Annotated in this window: 13 protein-coding genes and 1 tRNA gene; 5 read left to right on the top strand and 9 right to left on the bottom strand. The window is 64.0% G+C overall.

Annotated features, from left to right (window positions below):
• Positions 1-36: 36 nt before the first annotated feature.
• The 3 genes from KF733_12140 to KF733_12130 are packed head-to-tail and all read left to right on the top strand — an operon-like array spanning position 37 to position 2,344.
• Positions 37-582, top strand: coding sequence for a peptidylprolyl isomerase (locus KF733_12140; GenBank protein QYK55745.1), 546 nt, complete (start codon positions 37-39; stop codon positions 580-582).
• Positions 582-1,547 carry an ABC transporter permease gene (locus KF733_12135; protein QYK55744.1) on the top strand — a complete coding sequence of 322 codons (966 nt, stop codon included), beginning with the start codon at positions 582-584 and terminating at the stop codon, positions 1,545-1,547. The genes KF733_12140 and KF733_12135 overlap by 1 nt, the downstream gene beginning before the upstream one ends.
• A gap of 14 nt (positions 1,548-1,561) precedes the next feature.
• Positions 1,562-2,344 (top strand): ABC transporter permease, encoded by a 783-nt coding sequence (locus KF733_12130; GenBank protein QYK55743.1) that lies wholly within the window; start codon positions 1,562-1,564, stop codon positions 2,342-2,344.
• Here KF733_12130 and KF733_12125 read toward each other — a convergent pair.
• Genes KF733_12125 through KF733_12100 form a run of 6 tightly spaced genes read right to left on the bottom strand, consistent with a single transcriptional unit; the run spans position 2,341 to position 9,572 of the window.
• The gene (locus KF733_12125) at positions 2,341-3,591 is read right to left on the bottom strand and encodes a S41 family peptidase (GenBank protein QYK55742.1); all 1,251 of its coding nucleotides are present in this window, start codon (positions 3,589-3,591) and stop codon (positions 2,341-2,343) included. The genes KF733_12130 and KF733_12125 overlap by 4 nt on opposite strands.
• Complete coding sequence (locus tag KF733_12120; GenBank protein ID QYK55741.1) at positions 3,588-4,838, bottom strand: PDZ domain-containing protein; 1,251 nt, start codon at positions 4,836-4,838, stop codon at positions 3,588-3,590. The genes KF733_12125 and KF733_12120 overlap by 4 nt, the downstream gene beginning before the upstream one ends.
• Positions 4,839-4,865: 27 nt before the next feature.
• Complete coding sequence (locus KF733_12115) at positions 4,866-5,306, bottom strand: RpiB/LacA/LacB family sugar-phosphate isomerase (GenBank protein ID QYK55740.1); 441 nt, start codon at positions 5,304-5,306, stop codon at positions 4,866-4,868.
• On the bottom strand, positions 5,303-7,870 hold the full coding sequence (locus tag KF733_12110; protein ID QYK55739.1) for a HEAT repeat domain-containing protein: 2,568 nt from the start codon (positions 7,868-7,870) through the stop codon (positions 5,303-5,305). The genes KF733_12115 and KF733_12110 overlap by 4 nt, the downstream gene beginning before the upstream one ends.
• A complete protein-coding gene (locus tag KF733_12105; GenBank protein ID QYK55738.1) occupies positions 7,867-8,709 on the bottom strand; it encodes an S-methyl-5'-thioadenosine phosphorylase in 843 nt (280 codons plus the stop codon). The genes KF733_12110 and KF733_12105 overlap by 4 nt, the downstream gene beginning before the upstream one ends.
• Positions 8,706-9,572: an ABC transporter substrate-binding protein gene (locus KF733_12100; protein QYK55737.1), complete on the bottom strand. Its 867-nt coding sequence runs from the start codon at positions 9,570-9,572 to the stop codon at positions 8,706-8,708. Before KF733_12100 ends, KF733_12105 begins: the two co-directional genes overlap by 4 nt.
• A gap of 82 nt (positions 9,573-9,654) precedes the next feature.
• On the opposite strand from KF733_12100, the gene KF733_12095 reads away from it, so the two are divergent.
• A tRNA-Trp gene (locus tag KF733_12095) sits at positions 9,655-9,730 on the top strand.
• Positions 9,731-9,784: 54 nt separating this feature from the next.
• Here the strand turns inward: KF733_12095 and KF733_12090 are convergent.
• Together KF733_12090 and KF733_12085 are read right to left on the bottom strand one after the other, a co-directional pair.
• Complete coding sequence (locus KF733_12090; GenBank protein QYK55736.1) at positions 9,785-10,519, bottom strand: hypothetical protein; 735 nt, start codon at positions 10,517-10,519, stop codon at positions 9,785-9,787.
• Positions 10,516-11,070, bottom strand: a complete 555-nt coding sequence (locus KF733_12085; protein ID QYK55735.1) for a sigma-70 family RNA polymerase sigma factor — start codon at positions 11,068-11,070, stop codon at positions 10,516-10,518. The genes KF733_12090 and KF733_12085 overlap by 4 nt, the downstream gene beginning before the upstream one ends.
• Positions 11,071-11,592: 522 nt before the next feature.
• Between KF733_12085 and KF733_12080 the strand changes: the two genes are divergently transcribed.
• A complete protein-coding gene (locus KF733_12080; GenBank protein ID QYK55734.1) occupies positions 11,593-13,731 on the top strand; it encodes a diguanylate cyclase in 2,139 nt (712 codons plus the stop codon).
• Between the two features lie 3 nt (positions 13,732-13,734).
• Here the strand turns inward: KF733_12080 and KF733_12075 are convergent, their stop codons facing one another.
• Entirely contained in the window at positions 13,735-15,762 is a 2,028-nt protein-coding gene (locus KF733_12075) for a DUF4965 domain-containing protein (GenBank protein ID QYK55733.1), read from the bottom strand.
• Positions 15,763-15,793: the final 31 nt, after the last annotated feature.

The raw sequence follows: 15,793 nt of genomic DNA, 5'->3' as shown, positions 1-15,793 counted from the left end.
TGGGCGGGTTCGAGACGTCTTACCATTGGCAAGCCCGTGAAGTTCATCCTCCGCCTCCTCTTCCTCTTGGTCGTGCCGCTGGCCGTTGCGGCCGGTAGCCGTCCCGTCGCGGACTCTCAGCTCGTGCTGACGGTGCAGGGCAAGGGCCAGATCGTGATCCAGCTGGCTGACGAGAAAGCGCCCAAGACTGTCGCCCAGGTCACACGCTTGGTGGGGCAGAAGTTTTATGACGGGCAGCGGTTCCACAAGGTCGTGAAGGAGCCGAAACCCTTCTTGATCCAGATCGGGGATCCGGGAAGCCGCACCAAGGACATGGACGATCCGTCGCTCGGCTCCGGGCGGAGCGGGCAGACGGTCCCGTTCGAGAACTCGGGCCTGCCGAACGTCGAGGGTGCGGTGGGATTGGCCGCCCTGCCGAACGACCGGAACTCGGGGGACAGCCAGTTCTATATCCTGCTGGGCCCGGCAAGGTTCTTGGACGGGAGCTACACGGTTTTCGGCAATGTTGTGCGGGGCATGGACGTCGTGCGGAAGATCGAGCTTGGTGATAAGGTAACTTCCGCCACGATCGTCCGTGGCTGATGTCCTCCTCGCTGGCTAAAACCTCTCGGGCCGTCGGCCTGCGTCTTTTTTATGGGCTGCTGAGCCTGCTTTTCGTCTCGTTCGTGACGTTTGTCGCAGACGAGGTGTCGCCCGGCGACGCCGCGATGGCGCGGGCGGGAGAGAAGGCCTCGCCCGAGGCGATCGCCCGCATACGGCACGAGATGGGGCTCGACCGCCCGTGGCCGGAGCGGTACCTGCGGTTTGTCGGCAACGCGGCGCGGGGCGATTTCGGCGTCAGCTATTTCGGAACGCGGCAGCCGGTCTCGGAGATCATCCAGCGGGCGCTGCCCATGACGGCGAAGATCGCGTTCCTGGCCGTGGTGTTAGCCTCGGGCATCGGGATATTCTTGGGGACCTTGGCGGCGGTCTACCAGCACCATTTTATCGATAAGGCTGCGCTCTCCTTAAGCACCTTGGGCGTGACCTTGCCCAACTTCGTGCTGATCCCGATCTTTCAATGGTTCTTCACTTTAAAGCTGGGCATCCTTCCCCTAAGTTATGAGGCCCAGCTGAAGGCGCCGGAGATCTATTATTTGGTGCTTCCCGTAATCGTCATGTCCGCACGACCGACCGCGATGCTCGCGCGGCTGACCCGGGCGAGCATGATCGACGTGCTGCAGCAAGAGTTCATTAAGTTGGCCATCGCCAAGGGCGTGCCGACGTTTCGGGTTTACACGGTCCACGCTTTGCGGAACGCGTTGTTGCCGGTCTTGACGGCGATCGGGAGTTCTTTCGGCATCCTGCTCACGGGATCCTTCATCACCGAGACCGCCTTTATGGTCCCTGGCTTGGGTCGCGAAGCGATCCAGGCGATCCAGAAGCGCGACACGCCGGTCATCCTCGCGACCGTCTTGGTCACGGGCGCGCTCTTCATCCTCGTCAACTTGATCGTCGATATCCTCATGCCGTTGGTCGACCCAAGGATTAGGGACTCGCAAGTATGATCCGCGGCGCGCTCATGTGGACGAGCGTCGTCTATCTTGTCCTGTTGGTGTTGTTCGCCATCTTTGGCCCGCACATCCGCCACAAACCTAACGATCCGGTCGGTGCCCCGCTTCAGGGGCCTTCCGCACAGTTCTTGTTAGGCACAGACGAGCAGGGAAGGGACATCCTGGCACGGCTGGCGGCCGGCGCGCAGACCTCGCTGTTCGTCGGGTTTTCTGTACAAGTCATCGCCCTGTTCGTCGGGATTGTCGTCGGCGTGCTCGGGGTCTTTACTCGCGGCTGGGTCTCGATCCCGCTTATGCGTTTGACCGACGCGATGTTCGCGTTCCCCGACATCCTCTTAGCGATTCTCATCATTGGCGTTTTCGGCATGGGTTTGTTGCCCGTGATCGCAGCTTTGGCGGTCACGGCCTGGCCGTCGGTGGCGCGCCTTGTGCGGACGCAGGCGGCGTCGCTGAAAGACCGGGAGTTCTTCGTGGCCTCAAAGGCTCTGGGCGCACCGGGCCCATACCTGGTTTGGAAGCACGTCTTACCGCACCTTTGGGGAATTCTCTCGGCGGTCGCGATGGTGGACCTTGCCGGCACGATTCTGGCGGAAAGCGCTCTCTCATTCCTAGGGATCGGCGTGCAGGCCCCTGACGCGAGCTGGGGCAGCATGATCAATACGGGAAGGTCGTACTTACAGTCAGACCCGCTCTATATTTTCTGGCCTTGCCTACTGCTTTCACTCACCATTTTCGCCCTCAACTTTGTTGGGGACGGCATCCGTAACGCCGTGGATCCGAAGGCGGTTTAACCGCCTTTGGACCGGACGACCTCTACGGCTTTCTGGAGCTGGGAGTCGTGCTCTGGATCACCGATTAAGGTCTGGGAATCCAGCACAAGCTTCGCCTGGACATCGGGCTTAATGCCACCTCGAACATATTCGCCCCCTTCGTCAAGGACACGGCTGATATCGGTCCCAGAGGGAAGGTAATAGCGCGCGATCGTGATCTTGGCGCTGGACCCGTCGATCAGCGCGAACACGTTCTGGACGGAGGCCTTGCCATAGCTATGCTGCCCGACGACGGTCGCCTTCTTATATTCCTGCATCACTCCGCTGAAGATCTCGGCGGCGCTCGCCGATTCTTCGTTGACCAAGACGGCTATCGGGAAGGTGAGCTTTTTGGGCTCGAAGAACGGGGCTCCGACGAACTGCTCGTTGCCCCCTCGTCCGCGCATTTTAACGACCGGTTTGCCCGGCACAAACCGGGCGAGAAGCTTAGCGGCCGAGTCTAGAAGACCACCAGGGTTTCCGCGTAGGTCAATGACCAAACCCTTCGGTTTTGCGCCGATAATCTCGTCCAAGGCTTGGTCGAACTGGTCGGTCGTGGTCTCGGCGAACTGGCTAATTGCGATATAGCCAATATCCGTGCCCTTCAAAATGCGCCCTTCTGCGGTCGGGATTTCCACGACGGCCCGCACGATCTGGACGGTTATCGGTTCAGCTTGGCCGATCCGTGTGAGACGAATCTCGACTTTCGTACCTTCTTTACCGCGAATCAAGGAGACGATCTCGTCGGTCTCCATCCCTGCCGTTTCTTTGTTATCGACTTGGATGATCGTGTCGCCGATCTTTAGGCCGGCCTTTTCAGCGGGGGCATTGCGAAAGACGGTCGCGATCTTAGCCCCTAAGGGGTCGGGCGAAAGCCGCGCGCCAATGCCGACAAAGTCGCCTTTCGTCTCAAGCTTTAGGTTTTCGGCGTCGACGGGAGGTAGGAAAGAAGTGTGGGGATCGCCGAGGCTGGCGAACATGCCGCCCATCGCGTAGTAGCGAAGGTTATCGTTGGGGATCTCCCGCTGATAGTTCGTCTTGATCTTCGAGAAGTGCGATTGGAAGACCTCGACGGGGGTCTCCTTCGGCCTTGCTTGGCCGGTCATCAGGTTTTGCAGGGCGCTCGTCGAGGGCGCCCGTCCTGCGAGGACGTCGCGCATGGAAAAGCCGGAGGCGAAGGCGACCAGCGCGACGAAGACCACGGCGACTAAGCGAAAGACGTTGCTCACTTCGATTCCTCCGGCACGAACGTTCCGACCGCGAGCGTGTAGCCGCTGCCGTCGTCCAACTCGGTGCGATCTATCCAGGTCGGCTCGGCGACGAGTTGGCCCTTGAGCCGCGCCGCCCCCCGCGCCACCAGCGCCCTTGCGAGCACGTTCGCGGCCCCGTCCGTGGTCTCATCGACCAGCAAGGTCACGGGCACCTTCCGCTTTGAGCCGCCGTCGACCGTGAGACTGCGCGGTTCCCCGATACGCTCTGTCCTGAGCGTGCCGTAGCGGCCGCCTGGCCCGAGCAGGGCGAGGACTGCCTTGATCTCTGTGAAATCGCCTTGGCCGCTCTGGCGCAGGTCGATCCGCAGATCGTCATCGCCGAGCTTCTCGTCTCGCAGGGCCTGGGCCGCACCGGTCATAAGCCTGAATCGAATCGTGCCGTCGGGAGCTCTCTCGACGGGCTTGGCCGAGCTTTTGGCTGTCGTGACCTCCACGGAAACGGGTTCCCCTGCGCGTTCCACCACGAGCTTGTGCAGCTTGTCGGTGCCCGTCAGGAGCGTCTCGCGGGTGCGGGACGGGGTGATGGTCGACTCGACCTTCTTTTGAAACTCCATGCGGAGCCGCTCGAACTCAGCCGACTCGATTTTCCCGTCGGTGAGTTTCTTTTGGGCTTCGCGCAGAGTCTTGACCTCGCTGGCGGCGATGAGCCAGCGACCGTCGATTTGGACGATCTTGTCGCCGACCTTCACGCCGGCTTTGTCCGCCGGGCCGCCCGGCACCACCATGGAGACCACGATGTCCGGAATGAGGAGGAGTTGGTCGGCAGAACTGGGTTTTTTGCGGGCCTTGACGATCTCCGCCTGGTCGTAGACGTTGCGCAGTTCGACGCCGATGCCCTCATATTCCCCTGCGAGGTTCTTCTTGTAGAGAGCGAAGTCCTTCTCAGCGTAGTAGCTGGAATCGGGGTCGAGCAGGCCGGTGACCATGCCGCGGACCGCTCCGCGCGCGAGCTTCATTTCGTCCGTGATGGGGTCGACGAACTCCTGTTCCAGGAGTTGCATCAAGGCGTAATAGTAGGCAGACTCCGAAATTTGCTGGGGTTTGTTATCGGCGGAGGCGAGGATCCCGATCACCGGGATCGGGGAGATCGCGGACTTGACGCGGCCCACGTCCGCCATCGAGCGGACGTAGAGGCCGCCCCCAAAGCATGCCACGGCGGCGATGAAGCCGCCCAGAGTCCAGACAAAGCCTTTGCTGACAGCCATATCCTTGCTTGAAGTGTTTATTGAACCTTATTCGACCGGCCCGTCCAACTGGGAGACTCGCCGGAGATGGCGTTCCGCGTGATCCTCGGGGCCGCTGAGAAAGGCCTGTACGAGTTCTAACGCCTTTTCGGGCGTTGTCGTTCTCGCCCCGAGACAGATGACGTTTGCGTGGTTGTGGGCGCGAGCGAGTTTCGCCTCCGCGATGGTGCAGGCTTGGGCGGCGCGTATTCCGGGGTGCCGGTTTGCCCGTATGCAGACTCCGATCCCGGTCCCGCAAGCAAGGATCCCCATCTCGGCACCCCTTTTAAGCACCGCTTCCGCGACTTCGTCCGCGGCTATGGGGTAGTCGAAGCTCTCCGGCGAAACGGCCCCGACCCTGACGACCTCGTGGCCGCCTTCGGCTAGCTCGGCCGCCAACTGGTCAAGGAGCGCCACTGCCGCATGGTCGCCGCCGACGACCAGCTTCACGGGAGCTTGATCCCCTTCTTTCTTGCCAAGTCCTGGAGAGCCTGGGCTACGCGGGGGTCCGAGTCTTGGGTGAGGTTCTGGACTTCCTCGAGCACGACGGGGCCTGGTTGGGTGGCCAGGGCTTCGAGCGCGGCGACCCGGACACGGGTTTCGGGGTCTATCACGGCGAGGCGCAGGGCCGCCCGGTCGCCATCGTTCTGCCTCGTCTTGATCGCCTGCAGCAGGCTGAGTCGGACGTTCACGGAGGGGTCGCGGACCCCCTTTAGGGCGTCGTCGCGGAGCGGGCCGGCGGGCGCGTCCAGCATGGTGACGTAGGCCACCGCCCGCACCCATTCGCTGGCATCGTTTACGGCCGCGTAGAGCACTCGCCTCGAAGCCAGGTCGATGTTCGGGTTCGCACCTTGGCAGACGACGCGCCGCACGCTGGGGTGCGGCTCGGAGAAGAGCGTTGCGGCGAGGATGATGCCGGCGGGCTCGGTCTCGATCTTGGCGAGCGCCCGCGCGGCTGCTTCACGCGTTCGCCAACCGCGCGCGCCGAGCATATTGAGCGAAGCCGCCATTTCCGCCTCGGGGTGGTTGATGAACGTCCCGGCCGCGACCCGGCGGTTAAACTCGAACGGCCCGGTCTCGACAAGGGCGCGCAAGGCGGCCCAGGCTTCGGGCGAATCCTGCGCGGCGAGCGCCTTGGTGGCGAGGAAGGCGACCGAAGGGCGCCCAGATGCGGCCCGTTCCTTTAGCTCGCCGATGATGCGGGGGTCCTTCACGCGGCGGAAGACATCGAGCGCGGCATAGGTGTCGGGCCCTTCCGGATTGGCGAGGATTCTCTTGAGCTCCGCGAAAACGGGCTCTGTGACCTCGACGTCCGAAGGGTAGGCGCGACCGATGGGTTCCCATGCTGGGAGCAGGGCATCGCTCGGTTCGGACGCGCGGACGGCGATTTTTGCAAAGCCGATCTCAACCGGCCCGCGCGTCGCGCGCTCGCCGATGAAGCTGCCCTCTGGGGTCGAAAGCCGGACTTCGTAGACGGGCTCTGCCAAGTTAAGCTGGGAAAGGGGGAGCGTGACGGAACGCGTGGTCGACCCGGTTTCCGGCCGTCCGACGAAGACAGGAGGTCCTGCCTCGCCCGGGGCTTCGGTTTGGCCGGATATGAGCACGGAGGCGAGGACGCGGCCGCTTGCGCCGACGAGCTGCACGGCAAGGTCTTCGTTCGCCGAGACCGTGAAATCGAAGGCGAGGGTCTTCTCCTCGCCAGGACGGGCGAGGCTCTCGCCGGGTCCGGCCCGCAGGAGCACGGCGTGGCCGGCGAGTCGGCTCCCCTTGGCCACGACCCGCAACGGGGTCGCGTTGTCGGTCTCGTCAAGTGAGAACGAGCCCGTGGTCCGAGCGGGATTGCCAATGTCGCCGGTGGGGGAGAGACGGAAGGCCTCGACGTCGGTGCCCTCGAACGGCGAGGCGTCGGTCTCGAGGCGCCAGCCGTCCGGGCCGGGCCGCCAGGAAGTCCACGTCGCGCTCCCTGGAGCGAGTTCGACCGCGTCCATACGCACGAGCGCAGAACCCCCTTCGCGCACGATCGCTCCGCCAGAGGCGGAGTAAGGCTGGCCGACCGGCAGCTTGCTCAGAGCTGTCGCGGCACTTTCCCCGGCACCAGTCCGGAGAGTGGACTTTCGCAGGGCGGCTGCAGCCAGGCCGATGGATTCGGCCGCGTCGGGCCGCACTCGGTCGGCGGCCTTGCTAGCATCACCGCCAAGGATCTGGGCGCGCCACGCTTCAAATAGGCGCGAGGCGAGGGTCGCCCCGAGCGGTCCGCCCGCAGAATAGGCGGGGATCAGGGTCACGGGCGTGTCGCCGACCTTGTACGTCCGCGCGGTTTTGATCGGACCGGTGTGGACGACGAGCACCGCGGCAAAGGGACCCCAGTTCTGGCCGTCCTCGGCCTCGAAGGGCGCTTGGTTCACGTAGGGCGCGATCGCGTTCGCGACGTGGCCGATGCCGAAGAGGTCGTCTTCGGGCGGCACGTCCATGGTGACTTCGGTGCCGTCTGGAGCGACGGTCGCGGGGCGGTCGAGGAAGACGAAGTTGATGTCGTCGTCGATCCGGAACTGGATCTTCGGGTCGATGACGCCACCGGTCGCCCCCCGGACCATGGCGCTGAAGCGGGCGACGGCCGCGGTGGCCTCGTCCTCGTCTGCCACAGAGAAGCTAGATTGTCGCTCGCGGAAGACTCGGTCCGGCCCACGCTCGAGGATGGTGCAGCGGGTCTCCAGCATGACGAGGATGGACATTTGGCCTTCGGCTTTCCGCTCTCTCGCCCGCTCAAAGGCTTGCTTGGCCGCATCCCAGGGGTCGCCGAGCGCTTCCCGGACGAGTAGGTTGCCGCTGGAATCGACGGGGAAGGCGCTTTGGCCCATCTCCGCGCGCACGCCGGTGAGGGGCGTCGCGTCCGTCGGCCATGTGACGGGGATCTCGCGTCCCCCGAGGGACACGGTGTCGACCGGGGCTGGGCTGCCCTGAGGGTCCTGCTGTTGCAGCAGGGAAAGAGCGAGACAGAAGATGGACAAATTCACGATTCGAAGATACGGACGTCCCAGGGGCTGGTGGTGTGCCCATCACCGCGCGTAAGGGCCAGAGAATCACGGCTCCCGATGCTGGAGAGGTCCCGGGGTATCTGCCCGATGAGGTCGAGCACGACGTTGCGCGCCTTCTCCGCGTTTGCCTGGAAAACTTCAAGGACGTTGTGCGCGGTGACGGCTTCCGTGTCCGCGACGACTCCGGAGTCGTAGTCCGTGACGAGCGAGATGTTAACGACGCCCATGCCCAGTTCGTGGCAGAGATAGGCTTCGGGGTACTGGGTCATGTTGACGACGTGCCACCCCATCTTCGTGAACCAAATGCTTTCGGCCTTTGTGCTGAAGCGCGGGCCTTGGATGACGACCACGGTGCCGCCATCGTGGCACGTGATTCCGTGTTTGCGGATCGTTTCGACGGCGATCTTGCGCAGCGTCCGGTCGTACATGTCCGCCGGGGAGACGTGGGCGGTCACGGGGCCGTCGTAAAACGTGTCGGCGCGACCATTGGTGCGGTCGACGAACTGGTCGGCCAAAAGGAAGTCGCCGGGTGCGATCTCCCGTTGCAGTGACCCGACCGCGCAGGGGCTCACCACCGCCTTCACCCCCAGCTTGTGGAACGCCCAGACGTTGGCGCGATAGGGGATTTTGTGGGGCGGCAGGGTGTGCTTGCGCCCGTGGCGGGGAAGAAAGGCGACCCGGCGCCCGTCGACCTCGGCGACGAAGACGCTGTCGCTCGGGGGCCCGTAAGGGGTATCCACCTTGACTTCGGTGACGTTGTCCAACAGGCTATAGAACCCGGAGCCGCCGAAGACGCCGATCTCGGCGACGGCGCTCACGAGCCGCTGCCCCCGCGGATGATCTCGTAAGTGTTCGACATCGAATCGATGAGGAGGCGGGTCCGCGGGCTTGCGCGCAGGAGCACGTCCGGATCGACTTCATAGACCCGGCGGTTGCGAACAGCCGGGATGGTGCCGAGCCGAGGGTCGCCGAGGACCTCAGCACCCTTGCCGGCCGTGAAGACGACCTCCGGGGCAAGCGATACGATGCTCTCGATCGAGACCGTCTCGAAGCGGTTGGAGTCAGGCCCGACCAATTCGCCGCCAGACGATTTCACCACGTCGGCCTGGAAAGACTTCGTGCCGGCCGCCATCCATTCGCCGCTGCCCCGAGCCGTCACGACGAGCGTCTTCGGGTGCTTCTTGCCGGCGGCAGCGGCCTCGGCCCTCGCCTTGGAGGCGAAGATATCGTCCGCCTGCTTGGACATGGCGGTCTCAGAACCGGTCTTGTTCCCGAACGCCAAGGCGAACTCCATGACGTCCTCGATCTTGTTGGCGTCCAGGGCGAGGAGGTCGATGCCGAGTTCTTTGAGCTTGTCGATGTCGCCCTGGTTATAGAGCTTGGCATCGTAGACGATGAGGTCGGGCTTGATCTGGGCGATCTTTTCGTAGTCGGGCTTGACGCCCTTCACGACGACGGGGGTTTGCTCAAGGCCGGGGGGGAAGTTGTCGGCGGCGGTGCGGCCGGCCAAGACGATCGACCCCCGTGCTTCCGCGATGATCTCGGTGGTGCTCGGGCTGAGGCTCACAATCTTCTCCGCCCGGTGCTCGTTAGAGGTGCCGCCGATCAGGTGGGTGTCGCTTTGATTGCAGCCCGGCAAAAGGGCGGCAAGGAGGGCGAGTGCGGGCCAAAAGCGGCGCATGCCCCTGCATTTTGCCAGACGTTGGGGTTCCTGGTCTTGGGCTTGCCGGGATTGTCCCGACGGTATACTAGCGGTTCCTCGCAGGGGTGTAGCTCAGTTGGTAGAGCGGCGGTCTCCAAAACCGTAGGTCGCGGGTTCGAATCCTGTCGCCCCTGCCATCAGTCCGATCTTAAGGACCGGCCCTTTTCCGCATCAAAGGAGGCGCCGCTCCTTCAGCGCCAGGATCGGATTTGGTCTGCGGCGGCACGTAAATCGTTCAAGTCGCGCCGACCGACCAAGAGCATCAGGAAACCCTGGTCGCGCCAAGAAACAGCGGGAACGTTGTTGATCGTCCCCGCCTGGTAGTTCGCTTGGTTTTGGTCGATGCCTTCGACCGCCGTCGTCTCTGCGATCACGAACAGGGCCATGCGGCCGCGACCGTCGTCGAGGGTGAGGCGGGCTGCTTTTCGGCCGCCGACGGTGCCGCAGCTGATCTCACGGATGTCGCCCTTCAGGTTCGCGACCCGGTTTGGGGCGATGCCGGTGGACTGGCGGACGATTTCGAGGGCCTGGGCGGGCTCCTCGACGTTCATGGGCTCCAGGGCGGTGAAGAGTCCGGCTGCCTGGGAGGTGGAAAGCGGGCGGGCGCCACTCGTCCGGTTGACGACGGCGGCGGAGAGGATGCCAACGAAGAAGATCGCGCAGAACGCCCAAGCCCAACGGCCGACGAAGGATTCGGCGGTGCGGGTGCGGTCGATGGCGTCGAGACGGGCCTTTGTGGACTTCCAGGCCTCGTCGTTGCGGCAGGGGGTGAGTTTGTTGGGCAGTTCGCGGCGCAGGTAGAGAGCCCATTCGTACTCGGCTCTGGCCTTTGGGTCGGCGGCGACGGCGGCGAGGGCCTCCTGCTTTGCTTCGCCGCTTGCCTGACCGTCTGCCAGGGCGTGTATCTGCTCCAGTGTTTCGTTCATTTTCGAAGATATCCCTGCTCTAGCGCGAACCTTTCCAACTCTTTTCTCAGGATGGCCCTGCCTCGGGCGATCCTCGATCGAACTGTCCCGACCGGCACCTCAGTCGCTTCGGCGATCTCTTCGTAGGAGAGCCCTTCCAAGTCGCTGAGGATCACCGCGGTGCGGAACACGTCCGGCACCTTGGCGAGGGCCTCCTCGACTTCCGCACCGAGCAACTGGTCGAACACTTGCCGGTCCGGAGCTTGCTCCGCGGGGGTCACCGGTTCCGCAGATGTCTCTTCATCGAGCGAACTTCCTGTGCCTTCCCGTTGTCTTTTCCGATAACGATTGATGTACAGATTCGTCAGGATGCGCAGGAGCCACGCTTTGAAGTTCCTCCCGTCGAACCGGTCGAAAGCTTCGTAGGCGCGGACTATCGCTTCCTGGGCAAGGTCCGAAGCGTCTTCCGGGTCCCTGGTCAGGCGCAGTGCCGTTCCATAGACCGAGGGGAAAACATCCTCGGCCATCCGCTCAAATCGATCTCGCCTGGGGTCTCCCCTCCGGAAGAGCATCGAGCGGATGGTACCTGCCGCCCTAAGCAACATCCCTGAATCCGGCACGGTTCCCGGCCATGGGGAAAGGTGGCCACGATCCGGTAAAAGCGACATCCCCTTAAACACGTTCGTCCCCTTCCCTTAGCTAGCCGAGCCTGGCAATTCTGCCGAATCTCACCGGGTTTTGTGGCGGGGTGCGATCGCCAAGGGATCTGCGGAAGGCCTCGCGCCGAAGGTCTTAGGGAATCGACGCCGGGCCATCGCAAGCGGCTGGCCAACCCCTTGGCCTTGGAAGAACCGCAAGGGCACTGCCGGGGCCCCGCAGTCCACGAATGGTGTTCCAGGCTACGAGTCATTTCAAAAGATCGCTTTTTGGGGGCGCCACAACGTTAGAAACCGCTGCTCCGGTGCCGATTCTTCTATTGGGGAGCCATGTTTTTGGAAATGTTAAGGACCGTCGCACTGGGCGGTCGGTTTGCACGGGTGTCAGAGGCGGCTGGCCCGGCCTGGTTGAATCGAGCCTAGCCCCGAGAGTCTCTCATGCCGGCGTTCCGATCTATCCGTTCCCAGATCTTGGCCTTGGTCTTCGGCACCTTGGTCGCCATGGGCTTGGGGGTAGTGACTTCGGTCAACTTGATGGCGGACGCCCAGATCGAAAAGGCGCTGCGGCAGGACTTGCGCAACGCCAAGAACGTCCTCGCCTCAGTCATCTCGGCCGAAGGCGAGCACCTCACCCAGCAGGTCCACCTTGTGGCGGAGCTGCCCTCGATTAAGTCGGTGGTGGCCAAAAAGGATCATGCCGCGATAGACGCGGCCGTAGACGACTACCGGCCCAAGATGGGCGTGAGTGCCCTCATCGTTATTGACGGCTTCGGCCATGTCCTTGGAGAGTCGGGGGCAGACCTGCCCCTGGGCCTCGTCGCCGAGTTCAAAGGCATCCAGCCTTGGAAGAACGGGCAGCAACACATCGGCCTGGCGTTGCTGAAGGGCAAGCCGTACGTCACGGCCACGACCGCCATAAAGGGCCAAAGCGGCAAGGTCTTGGCCTATCTGACGGCGGCCAATGCGCTTGAGGAGGAACTGGCCCAAACGATCTCCCGGTCCGTCGGCACGGAGCTCGTCTTCGTCCGTGACGACCACGTCGTAGCCTCGTCTATGGGCGGCGTGAACGCCGTGCTGATGCGGCCGGACGAGCAGAACAGGGTCACCGTAAACGGCGTGGCCCACTTGGGGATGTTCGATTCCTTCCCGCAAAGCGAGGACCTGCCTGGGGTTGGGTTCATCGCTTTGAAGCCGGTCGACCAGGCGAGGGCGCCCTACCAGCGCTTTGTCCTCTTGCTGACGATGTCGATCCTGGTCGCCACGCTTGTGAGCATCGTGGTCGCCATCATTTTTGCGAGGTATCTGACGACCCCGCTGAAGGGGATCTTGGACGCCGCCCGAGCGCTCCGCCTGGGAGAGTGGCCCCAGCCTTTCAACTCGAGCCGCAGCGACGAGTTCGGCTTGCTGGAGCGGACGTTCGACGAGATGTCCGAATCGCTGCGGGAGAGCCGCCAGCGCCTGATCGAGATGGTGCGCCTCGACCCACTGACCGAGCTCGCGAACCACCGGACCTTCCAAGAGAAGCTAGAACTGGAGTGCCACCGCGCCGACGAGACGGGGGCCCGCGTCAGCGTCATGATGATCGACATCGACCGGTTCGGCGCCTATAACCGGGTTCATGGTCGTGAGGCGGGCGACCGACTCTTAGTCGAAGTCGCCAGGCTCCTCCAGCAAAGCCTTCCCCAAAAGGCGCTCGTCTCGCGCTACCAGAGCGACGTCTTCGGCGTGGTCCTGCCGGAGGTGAGCGCCGTGAACGGATGTGTCCTCGCCAAAGAGGTGTTGGACAGGGTGGGCACAAAATCGGGCACGAGCCTGAGCATCGGTGTCGCCGAGTTCGGCACAGACGCGAGCCGGCCGGAACTGCTCATCCTTGCGGCCGAGCTTGCGACGTCCCGGGCGAAGCAACTCGGCCGCTCGCGTTGGGTGCGTTTCCAGGCGTCGGAGAACGGCGGCGACACGCCGCTCGAGCTCCAGCAGTTCCTCGCCAACGGCAGCTATGCGACCATCCGCGCCTTGGCCGAGGCGGTCGACGCCAAAGACCCCTATACGAACGGCCACTCGCATCGCGTGGCGACCTATGCCGCCGCGCTCGCCCGCGAGATCGGGAGCGAAGAAGAGTTCGTGGAGCTGGTCTTCATGACCGGCACGCTCCACGACGTCGGCAAGATCGGCGTCCCGGACTCGATCCTGAAGAAGGCCACGGCGCTGGACGGGGACGAGCGGGCGATCATGGAGCAGCACCCGGTCTTCGGAGAGAAGATCGTTTCCCAGGTCCCGACGCTTGCCGAGACCGTGCCGGGCGTGCGCCACCACCACGAGCGGTGGGACGGACGCGGCTACCCGGACAGGCTGAAAGGCTTCACCATCCCGCTCATGGCGCGGATCCTCGCGCTCGCCGACACGTGGGACGCGATGACGAGCGACCGCCCCTATCGCAAGGGCTTGCAGTGGGACGTCGCCCGGGCTGAGATCGAGAAGGGCGCCGGGACGCAGTTCGACCCGACCTTGGTCGAGCCCTTTTTGCGCTCGCTCCCTGCCCAAAGGCCATCCGAGAGCCCGGGCCAGGCGGCCGCTTAGCGGTTACTTGAAGGGCGCCCGTCCCGCCTTCTTCAGGAGAAGCGGCATGAAGACGCCGCCCACAACCGAGCGCGCACGGAAACCGACGCACTTGCCCGTCTTGGTGTCGAACCAATCGGTCAGGGGGAGGCGGTCTGGCGTCTCGTTCATCCACTTGACGAGCGGCGCGACCAAGGCGTCGAAGTCGCGCTGCTCTTCTGCCAGGCAAGCGGTCCAGACCGTCCAATCCAGCTTTGTATAGTCGGCGCGGTTATCCAGCGGGAGCCCGAACGCGTTCTGCCTGACCATGTACCAGGCGACCTCTTTGGCGTACGTCTCTTTCGAAAAGAGGCCGAGGTCGAGCACTTTGTCCCAGACGAGGTTGTACTTTTGGCTCCAGGTGCCCGGGCGGTCGAAGGCGAGTCGGGTGTGGCCGCCGTCCTCGGCCATCTCGGCCCATCGTGCCGCAAGCTCCTTCGCGACCGCGGCCCATTCCTCGGCCTCGGCGGCCCGACCGGTCGCCCCGCAAAGCCGGCCGTAGCAGGCCATGGCGACGATCGCCTTGACGGAAAGGTTGGCATTATGCGCGAGGTGCCCGGCAAAGTCGTCCGTGCACAGTTGCTCGCCTGGGTCAAGTCCGTACTGCCTCAGGTACTCGGCCCATTTGGTCCAGAGAGGCCAGTACTTTTCGATCCAAGCCTTGTCGCCGCTCCGGTCCAGATAGGCGGCGGCCATGATCAGCATGTTGCCGCTCTCTTCGACCGGCATCTGGTCTTCCTCTGACCGCTCGCCGCCGCCGTAAACCTGTCCGTTCGCCTTGGGGTAGGTCCCCAAGTCGTGCGGGGCGAAGGGCCAGGGCCAGCGAGGCATGCTCGCGTACTGCATCACCGGCTCCATGTTCGCCTTGAGGAGCGCGGGGTTGTAGGCGAGGAAGATGGGGCATGCGGGGTACATGACGTCGACTGTGCCGATGCACCCGTTACTGAAGTTTTCCTTGCTGAACATCAAGAGGGTGCCGTCGATGTCCCGGACGATCTTGTGCGCCGCCAGGCACTGGCGGTAGGCCAGGGCGCAGAGCTGGGCATAGCCCGCCCCTCCGATCTCGCGCCATTCGTCGGCGAAGGCGTCGATGTCCTGACTGCCCTGGGATGGGTTCTCCGGCCAACTCCGGTTCGGCTCCGAGCTGCGCCAGGCGGCCTGCAGCGGACGCCCGAAGTATTCGATCGAGGCGACGTCGTCGTAAGCCAGGGTGACGGCGGTCGCGTCGAGAAGAGCCTTGTCAGGCTCGACTTCCAGCTCGTTGCTGGACCACGCAAGGACGGGCCACCCATCGCGCGCGGGCCGCGGGAAGCGGGTTTCGTCGTCGCCGAGGAGCGCACCGTTGGCAGCGAAGTCTTTTCGGCATTCCCGGCTCTCCGCGATCCTCGCGAATCCGCCTTCCCCCAAGAAGAACAGCTTGCCCCAGTCGATGCGGTGGTCGTCTCCCACTCGGTTGAGGGGGGCTCCCCCTTCGTGCCATATTGCGAGAAGGGTCCGCCCGCCTTGGTTCATCCGCGACCAGGAGACCGCTTGTTGGGTTTCGTTGACGACGAGCTCCGGCGAGCAGTCCAGATAGATCTGCACTTCGTGCCTCTTGCCGTCCACGGATTCCAGCGAGAAGGCGATGCGGGTATCGCTCCGGGAGAGTTGGTCGGCGTCGCGGATGTCGGCGGCGGCATGGAAGTCGACCGCGAGTTCGACCCCGCCCGCGCGGAAAAGGTAGTGCGTCTTCGAGGGCAGGACCTCGCGCTTCCGCTGTTCTGCCTTGGGGAGTTCCTCCAGACCGAGCGACATCCACCGGTAGGTGCTTCCGTCGACCCTCACCATGCCCGTCAGCGCATGGTTCTTGCCCGTCCAGTGCTTGGTCCAGTCGTCCGCGAGATGGTCTGTGAACGACCAGACCGAGAGGTACGGGTCGTGGGTGACGAGGGGTACCGCCGGCGGGCGGAAGGAGGCGTCTTGCATGAGGAGGGTCGCGGCGAGCGCACCGAGCACGCTTGATTGTGACAACATCGCGCCAGGTTGGGCAGATAGGCCGGAAGGG

The sequence above is a fragment of the Fimbriimonadaceae bacterium genome (genome assembly GCA_019454125.1).
In the GTDB taxonomy this organism is placed as follows: domain Bacteria; phylum Armatimonadota; class Fimbriimonadia; order Fimbriimonadales; family Fimbriimonadaceae; genus JALHNM01.
The sequence above is the reverse complement of the archived record's forward strand: the minus strand, read 5'-3'. Positions and strand labels throughout refer to the sequence as shown.

Bases quoted from the DNA above. Each gene is read 5' to 3' on its own strand.
- KF733_12100 (QYK55737.1), bottom strand. From the start codon at position 9,572: ATGCGCCGCTTTTGGCCCGCACTCGCCCTCCTTGCCGCCCTTTTGCCG.
- KF733_12120 (QYK55741.1), bottom strand. From the start codon at position 4,838: ATGGCTGTCAGCAAAGGCTTTGTCTGGACTCTGGGCGGCTTCATCGCC.
- KF733_12130 (QYK55743.1), top strand. From the start codon at position 1,562: ATGTGGACGAGCGTCGTCTATCTTGTCCTGTTGGTGTTGTTCGCCATC.
- KF733_12075 (QYK55733.1), bottom strand. From the start codon at position 15,762: ATGTTGTCACAATCAAGCGTGCTCGGTGCGCTCGCCGCGACCCTCCTC.
- KF733_12085 (QYK55735.1), bottom strand. From the start codon at position 11,070: ATGCTCTTCCGGAGGGGAGACCCCAGGCGAGATCGATTTGAGCGGATG.
- KF733_12080 (QYK55734.1), top strand. From the start codon at position 11,593: ATGCCGGCGTTCCGATCTATCCGTTCCCAGATCTTGGCCTTGGTCTTC.
- KF733_12090 (QYK55736.1), bottom strand. From the start codon at position 10,519: ATGAACGAAACACTGGAGCAGATACACGCCCTGGCAGACGGTCAGGCA.
- KF733_12135 (QYK55744.1), top strand. From the start codon at position 582: ATGTCCTCCTCGCTGGCTAAAACCTCTCGGGCCGTCGGCCTGCGTCTT.